The sequence below is a fragment of the Nostoc linckia z4 genome, from assembly GCF_002608075.1.
Taxonomy (GTDB): domain Bacteria; phylum Cyanobacteriota; class Cyanobacteriia; order Cyanobacteriales; family Nostocaceae; genus Nostoc; species Nostoc linckia.
In genome coordinates, this window is sequence record NZ_LAHA01000077.1 from 22,517 (window position 1) to 32,087 (window position 9,571).

Annotated in this window: 7 protein-coding genes and 1 pseudogene; 2 read left to right on the forward strand and 6 right to left on the reverse strand. The window is 37.6% G+C overall.

The window, feature by feature from the left end; translation table 11 throughout:
* Nucleotides 1–21: 21 nt before the first annotated feature.
* The 4 genes from VF06_RS34615 to VF06_RS34630 form a co-directional block, all read right to left on the reverse strand.
* Complete coding sequence (locus tag VF06_RS34615) at nt 22–2,253, reverse strand: dynamin family protein (RefSeq protein ID WP_099071005.1); 2,232 nt, start codon at nt 2,251–2,253, stop codon at nt 22–24.
* 526 nt (nt 2,254–2,779) lie between these two features.
* A complete protein-coding gene (locus VF06_RS34620; protein ID WP_099071004.1) occupies nt 2,780–4,861 on the reverse strand; it encodes a dynamin family protein in 2,082 nt (693 codons plus the stop codon).
* A 16-nt stretch (nt 4,862–4,877) separates the two neighbouring features.
* Nucleotides 4,878–5,204 (reverse strand): DUF3040 domain-containing protein, encoded by a 327-nt coding sequence (locus VF06_RS34625; RefSeq protein ID WP_099071003.1) that lies wholly within the window; start codon nt 5,202–5,204, stop codon nt 4,878–4,880.
* Between the two features lie 250 nt (nt 5,205–5,454).
* Complete coding sequence (locus tag VF06_RS34630; protein ID WP_099071002.1) at nt 5,455–5,856, reverse strand: hypothetical protein; 402 nt, start codon at nt 5,854–5,856, stop codon at nt 5,455–5,457.
* A 165-nt stretch (nt 5,857–6,021) separates the two neighbouring features.
* On the opposite strand from VF06_RS34630, the gene VF06_RS34635 reads away from it, so the two are divergent.
* Together VF06_RS34635 and VF06_RS34640 are read left to right on the forward strand one after the other, a co-directional pair.
* Nucleotides 6,022–6,249, forward strand: coding sequence for a hypothetical protein (locus VF06_RS34635; protein ID WP_143861846.1), 228 nt, complete (start codon nt 6,022–6,024; stop codon nt 6,247–6,249).
* A 492-nt stretch (nt 6,250–6,741) separates the two neighbouring features.
* On the forward strand, nt 6,742–7,401 hold the full coding sequence (locus VF06_RS34640; protein ID WP_099071000.1) for a pentapeptide repeat-containing protein: 660 nt from the start codon (nt 6,742–6,744) through the stop codon (nt 7,399–7,401).
* Between the two features lie 144 nt (nt 7,402–7,545).
* Here VF06_RS34640 and VF06_RS34645 read toward each other — a convergent pair whose 3' ends face one another.
* On the reverse strand, nt 7,546–8,619 hold the full coding sequence (locus VF06_RS34645; RefSeq protein ID WP_099070999.1) for a diguanylate cyclase domain-containing protein: 1,074 nt from the start codon (nt 8,617–8,619) through the stop codon (nt 7,546–7,548).
* A gap of 701 nt (nt 8,620–9,320) precedes the next feature.
* A pseudogene (locus tag VF06_RS34650) lies at nt 9,321–9,571 on the reverse strand (ABC transporter permease); the annotation flags it as partial.

Here is a 9,571-nt window from a genome sequence, read left to right on the forward strand (position 1 = left end):
TGTTCGTCTTTATTTAAAATCTCAAATTGTATCGGTCAAAATTGTATAAGCTTCATTCAGTAAATGCATTTTTTCTTCTGCTTGTTTTTGTTGTTGTGGTTTACCTACAAATAAATCGGGATGCCATTTTTTAACTAAAGTTCGATAAGCTTGCTTAACTTCAGTTAAAGAGGCGTTGGATTCTAATCCTAAAATGCTGTAGGCGTGATTAATTTTATCTTTTTGTGTCTGAGTTTTAGGTGGATTTGCTGCTTGATTATTTTGAGTTGTATTTTGCTGTTTGTGAGTTTTAAAACCAGGCGATCGCATTTCTGCTTTCATTCGCGCTATTTCTTCATCGAGTTCCCAATTATTAAATTTTGAGTCCAATTCTTCTGGACGTGGAGAGGCGGATTTTTTGGGTGGTGGAGAAACTTGTTGAGTATTTTTTTCTGTTACTGATTTGGAAGCTGAAGAAACTTGTTGATGATTATTATTAGTTTTAGTAGTGTTCTTCTGTGCTTGGGCAGAAGCTTTAAATTTTTCTGGTTGCGTTAAATATCTAGTATTTACAGTTTTAGTTTGTGGTATTTCTTGATAAGGTTGATAATTAACAGAAATTTTGGCTGTTTCTAATTCTCGTAGTAGTTGATTGAAAATATTTTGTAATCGCTGTAATTCTTGGCGTTTATTAGTAATTTCTAATGGTTCTTGATTAACTTCCAAGGAAATTACTTTTTCAGCTTTTCCATCGTATGCAGCCAAAATTGATAATCCTTGAGTGCTAAAACTAGAAAAATAATCTTCTGTTGCAGCTATGCAAAGTTTAGCAACTTGCTGATGATAAGATTCATTGGCTGATTTTCCTTCTTGTTGTTGAATATTTTTATTTAATAAATAAGAAATACTCCCAACCACAGCAGCACCCACAGGGCCGCCCAATAACCAACCAATGCCACCACCAACTGCAATGGAACCAGTTTCATTCAAATCACTTTGATGATTTGGCTTGGGAGGTAACGTAATTGTGGGTTCGCTAGGGAAGGGAATTAATAAATCTTCTGGTCTTTCTGTTTGAAAAAACTCATAAGCTTGATAAAGCCATTTTACCGTTGCTATTTGCAATTGATTGAGGTCTTTTTTGAGAGTATTTGTTTGCCAAGATTTAAAGTTATTTTCTGCCAGTGCAACTGCGGCGTCAGCTTGGTATTTTGCTAGTAATTTTGGAAAACTTAGCCAATCTTGTAATTCAGAAATACTATTAGCAAAGCCTTGTTTAATTAAGTTAACAGCTTTTTCTTTGATTTCAATTTTGGCGTTTTGTTTATCAACAAGTGATTTAACTTCAGTGGCGATGGGGTCAATTTTGGCTTTTAATGATTGTTGAATTTGAGTGGCGATCGCCTCTACTCTCGGTAAACGTACACTACCATGATTTTGTTGCAAAATTCCTGCAATGTTTTGCAAAGCCGTTTCAAAAGCCACTAAACCGCTACTATTGGCTTCTGCAACATCACCTTTTAATCTAGCTCGTAAGGCGGGTAAAGCATCAACGCGATACAAATTACTAAAACCTGGAGGTAACTCGGCTCGAAAACTTTCCGCCACAAATAGGAGGCGATTTTGGACTTGTTTTTGTTCTTCAGGTTCGAGTAAATTAATAAAATTGGCAACAAAAATAACTGTTTTTATCCCACGGTCTAATAGCCAATCTCGCAAGTTTTCTCGTTCGCCTAAAGTCATTAACTTGCGGGCATCTAATAATTGTACAACCAAATCTACACCTAAAAGTTGTTCTCTTACTAAATTATCTTGTTCTTCTCTATCATTAGTCCCCGGTAAATCAAGAAATTCCACACCAGTTTCTAAAAAAGGATGGGGACAAAAAACTTCTACAGATGCTACATCTTTTCGCATCTGTCTATCACCATCAAGAATCGCAAATTGTTGTAAAACTTGTGTTCCACTGCGGTAGATTTCTGTGCCATCTATCAACATAATACGAGTCCGCACATCAGAACCATACTTAACAGTAATGGCTGCCCCTGTAGTCGGAATTAAATCAATAGGTAACGTGCGATTCCCCAATATGGCATTTAACAAAGTAGATTTGCCATGATTAAAAGGGCCAAATACCGCAATCCGAAAGCTAGGATTAACTAGATAATTACAAATAGAAGTGACATCTTGATGCAGTTGCGATTTGCGTTCTAAATTTAATAATGCAGATGCAGATTTGAGAGAATCTACTAATTTTTGATATTGTGATTGCATAGTTTATTAATTAGAGATTTCGGAAAAGAATTCAGAATTCAGAATTCAGAATTCAGAATTCAGAATTCAGGAGTTTGGAGTTTGGAGTTTGGAGTTTGGAGTTTGGAGTTTGGAGTTAAGAGTTAAGAGTTAGGAGTTAGGAGTTAGGAGTTTGGAGTTTGGAGTTTGGAGTTTGGAGTTTGGAGTTTGGAGTTTGGAGTTAGGAGTTTGGAGTTAGGAGTTTGGAGTCAGAATGAATTTTGGATGACTGGCGAAAAGCGTAGAGTAATACCAATTCACCAAAATATTGATACACATACAATAACTTGTAAGGTCGAACGGCTGTACCCTGCCGGAGGCTAGAGCCTTCAATTAGTAAAATGTCTAAATCCCTCACTGATTAATTCTGAATTCTGACTCCTGAATTCTGAATTCTGACTCCTGAATTCTGAATTCTGACTCCTGAGTTCTGAATTCTGACTCCTGACTCCTGAGTTCTGAATTCTGAATTCTGACTCCTGACTCCTGACTCCTGAATTGCTGTACTTTAGCTATAGTAAGCTAACAAATTGCTGTATGCTGCTTCAATTTTTTGCAACTGTGCTATTACATCTTCTTGTAAGGTTTTTAATCTCTTCAACTCACTTTCACGATTAATTTCGCGGGTTTCTTTTTGCTTAACTAAATTATCCAGTTCAGATTTACGAGAAACAATATCATCGTTAATTCGCTTGCTGACTTCTCTTTCGTAAGCATCAAAACATTCTTTTACCGCATCGTATACAACTTGAGATTGCTCCTGGGCTACTTGGGGTAAATATTTAACTAATTCTTTTTTAGCCGTTTTTACTAACTCTTTACGCGCTTGATCTGCTTGTAAAAAGCCTACTCCCAAACCTAGCAGTGCAAATCCAATTGGCCCCAGAAAAACACCGGTCACGGCTGTAATTATCCCACCAATACCAATGACAGTGAAATAGTTTAACAAGATATTTTTCCAATCAAATCCACTTCCAGCTAGTGCAACACCAGCAAGATTTCCTTTAGACAGCGATAACAATCCCATTGCCCATTTTGCCCAAGCCGGAGAGTTATCATCTTCACTAGGAATAGTGGCATTTACTTTGATGTTTTGTCCGGTGATTTTTTCGGTGATTTTGTCTGTGACTTGGCTATAAGATGCGCCGTATTGTGCAGCACTACGAGAAAGTTCTTTAAAGGCTGTATTGATATCTTTTTCTGCGGTTAATGTCCAAGCAGCAGATTTGTCAGTGATATATTGCTCAAAGGCTTTTTGCAATGCAGCGTTAAAGGCTTCCCGTTTTCCGCTACTGAGAAAATCAAACAAATTTAATTCTGGTTGATAGCGGACAAAATCGTTTTCAAAGGTATTACCTAAGTTTAAAACGTAGCTGCGGAAGGATTCCGAAATTGTTCTGGCTTGAGTATCTCTGGTGTTGAAAATTTCTTTTTGGAATTGATCTCGAATTGTCGTGAGTGTGTTGAATTCTGGTTCTACTGAATCAATTCGTTTTTTCAATTCATTTACATCTTGGTCGAGTAATGGTACTCTTCTGGCAACGGCTTCTAGGATGTGATTAACAGCTTGCCTAGATAAAGTTCTGATTTGACGAAGTTCAGCGATCGCTCTTTCTTTGGTAAGAAAAGTATTCAGTGCCCCCATAAACTCAGGAAAGCCAGTCCCCTGTAAATCAGCTTGAGTATTCTTCAGCCGCCTTCTGAGTGCCTGAATTGATGAAAGCTCAAATACACGTTCGTCATAAATATTTTGGCCGTCTACGTAACAATACTCAGCTAAATTCGCTTTAAATACCTGCCGCAATCTATCTTCAGCCGCTTGTAACTCTTCTACATCATCAGGATCGATTAATGACTCCCGCAGTTGATCCCAAGCATTGATTAAGAAGAAAACTGTCAAACCTCTACCTTTAATATAATTTTCTAAATACCGACGTTCGCCCAAGGTACAAGGCTGAGAAGCTCTCATCACGAATAAAATTGCATGGCAATTATTCACATAACTCAAAGATAATTCATTGCGGGCTTCTGTGTCATTCAACCCTGGACTATCAACAATTTCAATCCCTTTTTCTAGTAAAGTTAACGGATATTCTACTACTGCATAATCAACATCAGGAAAGGCTTGCTTTTTCTCCTGTTCTAATTTTTTGGCTTCAGCCGGGTCAATGGTATATTTATGTTTAAAACTTTGAAAATCTAACTGTTGCGGACTTTTGCCGTCATTAAAATGAATTGTAACTTTCTTTTCTGGGCCATAGCGCAAAACTGTTAACACTGCCGTACAAGGGTTAACATCGCTCGGTAACAAATTTTCTCCGATTAAAGCATTGAGAAATGTACTTTTTCCCCGCTTCATATCTCCCAACACTAAAAGGCGAAATACACCTTGACGGAGATTTTTACTAGCTACTGTAATATCATCAATATCTCGTTCTAAACTGAGTTTTCCTGATGAAGAATCGCCAGCTAATTCAGCCGTATTAATGATTTCAACAAGTTTATTCAAACACACAGAAATTTCCGATCGCACTTGAGCAACACGCTCTAAATCTTTAATAAATATGTCAGTTGCTACTTGCTCGCTCATCATAGTTACACCTTAATTAAGAAATGTTTTTTTTGGATTCAAAAAATAATTTGTAAGACATCCACCCCAGTGCAGCAACAATAATCAACCCGGCTAGCGCTGAGGCTATCCTTACTGCAACTAACGCTACCACACCAAGAGCAAACAACTTTCCCCCCAGAATTAGTTTTTTCATCCAAGGTTTGGGGGAATTTTCTGGCTGATGCTTAACAGTTTTATGAAAAGGTGCATCAGCAGTATGAATTTTAGCTTCCATTTCTCGAAGTCGCAATTCAACTTCTCGTTCTCGTAATATACGTTCTCGTTGTTCAAGTTCTTTATGGCCGTCTTTCTCAGATGTCATCAGTATCCACTCCGTCTAAGGAATTTTCATTGTCAGCTAAATTGAAGCTAGAGTTAAATCCCACAAAATGCACTTGTTCGCCAAAGATGGGCATCATTCATAGTGAATGATGCTTAGTTATTGCTTGCTGGTTACACCGTCTGTAGACTTCTAAGAGAAATGGGTAAAAGGGTAAGGGGTAAAGGGGAAAAGAGCAAATAAAAACCCTTTTCCCTTTAACATGAGTCCCTTTCCCCACTATGAGCAAAAGTTACTTTTGCAAAAGGTCTTGTGTAGAAGCCGTTTTTGAGTCTGCGGTTGATTTTAAGCGCGTAATGGTGGCTTTACGAATGCGTTCGCTTTTGCGTACTCCGCCCGCCATTTCATATTCCCGACTGTTTTTGCCATACCTCGATGCCACACCATCAACCAAGCGTTCTGAAGTTTCACGAATGCTCCTTTCAAGGGTTTCTATTTTTCCCTTTGCTGTGTCAAGTGCAGTTAGCATCATATTATACTGGTCAATTTCGTTGCGGAGTTCTCCGGTTAGCTCAGTTAAATGGTTCACACTAACAAAATCACCAAAGTCAAGGCTAGAATTAATCGATTTAAATCCGATTAATTTCTGTTCGGTTTTTTCTAGCACAGGAGAACTTCTTTTTTTACGCGGCATCAATGGATACCTTTTACTAAAATCTATCTTTCTAGAGTGTCCTAATAGACCAGTGTTTTGGCTCAGTAAAGCTTACAAATTCAGGTAATTTTTTATAACAAGATTAATTTTATGATTAAGTAATTACACTAAAAAATAACAAATCGTTGAGAACGAATTTGTGTTGTGGACGAATGCACTTGTGTTGTGGACGAATGCACTTGTGTTGTGGACAAACAGACTTGTGTTGTGGACGAACAAACTTGTGTTGTGGACGAACGCACTTGTGTTGTGGACGAACGCACTTGTGTTGTGGACGAACAGACTTGTGTTGTGGACGAATGCACTTGTGTTGTGGACAAACGGACTTATCCGCTTGATTACTTATTCAACCCGAAAAACCCCGCCCCTTAATCCCCTTGCTAAAAATACAACTGGCGAATCAGGGTGACACCCGTCATTGAAGGATTTTTCGTCATTCCACCCGATGTAGAGACGTAGCAATGCTACGTCTCTACTAAATTATGCGGATATGATATTACTGGTGAAGTAAACCAAGATGCGATGGTACTAGTTAATGCAGCCTTAAAATTGCATTTGGCATTGGTTTGAGTTTGTACAAAATACAATACTCCGTGGTAAACTTGCCGAATTCTGAGTTCTGAATTCTGAATTCTGAATTCTGAATTCTGAGTTCTGAATTGTAACGTATCAATATTTCCTGACCTATGTCAGCATATTTTGTCTTAAAAAAGACTTTTAGAGCGTATTTTCAAGTTTTTGAAGATTTTCTCGAAATTTCTTGTGGATAGTCCATCGCTTTTCTCGACCTTTGAGGTGTACTCTCAATATACAGTAACTCTCGCGATCGCCTTTTGAGATCGGTTACACCCAGAGGTGAATACCATGAAAAATTATGCTGACAAGCAAGAATCGGTCTTAGATCAAATCAAAAATAAATGTTTTCAGCGTCACAATTTCAGTGGATATGACTTGAGTGAAATTGACCTGAAAGGACTAGATTTAAGTGGATTGAATTTCATAGGAGCAGATTTGCGTGGTACTAATCTATCTGGTTGCATACTCACTCGTGCAAATTTAAGTGGTGCGAATTTGATGTCAGCTAATTTATCCGCAGCAAATTTGTATGAAGCCTCATTATGTGAAGCTAATTTAGCGAATGCCGATTTAAAGCAAGCAAATTTGTGTGGAAGTTTTTTATGGCGAGTGAAATTAATCGGTAGTAACCTTTGGGGTACTTCCTTATGTGCTGCGGATCTGAGTGAAGCAGACCTCACCGAAGCCAAATTAATTGAAGCATCCTTAATTGAAGCTAATTTAGTCAGAGCAAATCTCACAAAAGCAAAGCTATGTGGTGCAATCTTGCTAGAAACTAATCTCACCGAAGCCAATTTAACTAGTGCAGATTTAACATGGGCAAACTTAACTAAAGCAAACCTAAGTAAAGCCAACCTTTACCAAGCAAACCTAATTTATGCAAAATTGCGAGATACAATCATGCCTGATGGCACAATTAAAGAACCTCAAATAGTTATTAGTTATTAGTCATTGGGTATGGGGCATTGGGCATTGGGCATGGGGCATGGGGAAAGGGGGAAAGGAGAAAGATTGAATTTATTCCTTTTCCCTTTTCCCTTTTCCCTTTAACCTTTTCCCTTACCCCCCACCCCATCCCCCAATAGCAATCAATCAAAAACCATTAACTACACCAATACTAATGCGATCGCGCCCTTGGAGTTTAGCTTGATAAAGTGCTTTGTCAGCTGCTTCAATTAAATGTTGCGGTGACAATTTTAAATTGGGCACAATGCTGGCAAAGCCTATACTCACAGTCACATAAGTATTTATACTAGATTTAATATGAGGAATTGCTAAGTTGCGTACTGTTTCTAAAATTTTTTCAGCCACAAAAATTGCTCCTTGATTTTCTGTATTGGGAAGAATCACCACAAATTCTTCTCCACCGTAACGAGCAACTAAATCTGCTGGACGTTGAACAACACTTTTGAGCGCTGTTGCAACTTGTTGTAGACAATCATCGCCCATTAAGTGACCATAAGTATCGTTATAAAGCTTAAAAAAATCGATATCTAACAAAATTAATGATAAAGGTAGGCGATCGCGTTTAAGACGACACCATTCAATTTCAAAACACTCATCAAATCGGCGACGATTAGCTATTTGTGTCAAAGAATCGAGATTAATCTGTCTTTTTAGTTCCTCATTAGTAGCTTGCATCTGCTGATAAGCTATTAATTGATGAATCAGATATACGTGACTCGGACACTTAAAACATAACTGGAGATTAGTGGGAATCACCACATCCCTGATTTTCTCAAGTTCACTCATCAAAAATTGTTCGCGTTGATAGCGATTGAGTGCTGTTTGAATAGCAACGTAAAGTTCTTGGTCTTTAACAGGTTTGAGAATATAACCAAAAGGTAATGTCAGCGTTGCTCGTTCTACCGTACTCTTATCAGAATGCCCAGTGACATAGATAACTGGAATGTGTAAATTATTCCATATTTGCTCTGCTGCTTGAATACCGTCCATCTGACTTTGCAGGCAAATATCCATCAAAACTAAGTTGGGACGCAGCTTTTGTGCCTTCTCTATTGCTTCTTCGGCTGAAGAAACGATATCAACTACCACATATCCCAGTGATTCAAGAATTTCCTGTAAATTGATAGCAAGAATATACTCATCTTCAACAATCAGGATTTGCACTAACTGGGTTTTGTATATTTCTGATGAGTCATTCATGCTGTTAATATCCGAGTTGTATCAAAGTGTAGTTAACACATGCCAATTCATAATGTATAGACCCAGTAATTTTAATTGCTAAAGATAACAATAAGCATATGGGAAAAACTATTTATCAGGGAAGATAATTATAAAAAATTACACCATCAATTTGTGTTAAACATAAATTATCTGAAAATTAATTCTTTTCATTTCAATATTAAACTGTTACTCTCTTAACTTACATAGTTGTTTATCCTGAGACCACTGACAGTCAACCGTCAAGCTTCAACAGTGAATACGAAAATATGTGCAAGTTATATGAATAACAGCTTAGTATGATGTTTATACTGCTAAAGCGTATACTTTTAGTATGAAGCGTAATTTAACGTATTTTTATGCTGTGTGAAGCGCAATTACAACAGATGATGAGAAAGTAGCTTTTTGAGTTTTACTCAGCTTTTTCAAGCATCAAATATGAATTCCATACATAGCAATTTTAAATAAGTTTTAAAAGGGAACTCTTAACAGGCAATAGGGAATAGTGAAATACCCATACTTAAAAGTAGGGGATTTGTACAAAGACGTATTTTTTCACAGCATGAGTGTCAATACTTGTCTGTTAAGGGAAAAAGGGGAAAGAAAAAACCTTTACCCTTTACCCTTTACCCTTTTCCCAAAACCTTCTACTATTCCCTACCCGAAGGGCTTGGTAAAGCACTTTAAAACTCGCGTCGTGAGAAAACAAAAATAGCGATCGCCAACAACATCGCACTGTAAAGTAAGCCATAACCGGCATTAATAATCAGTGCCGTTGTCTCAGGTAGTGCTTGTAAACCATAAACAGCCTGATTTTTCAAATCTAATCGAGATAAATCTGGCAACACGAGAAACAAACCTTGAGTCAAACGTTCTATACCAACATTGCGACTCAGACGACCAAGTTGTACTAAATCTTGGGTGATATTCCCCA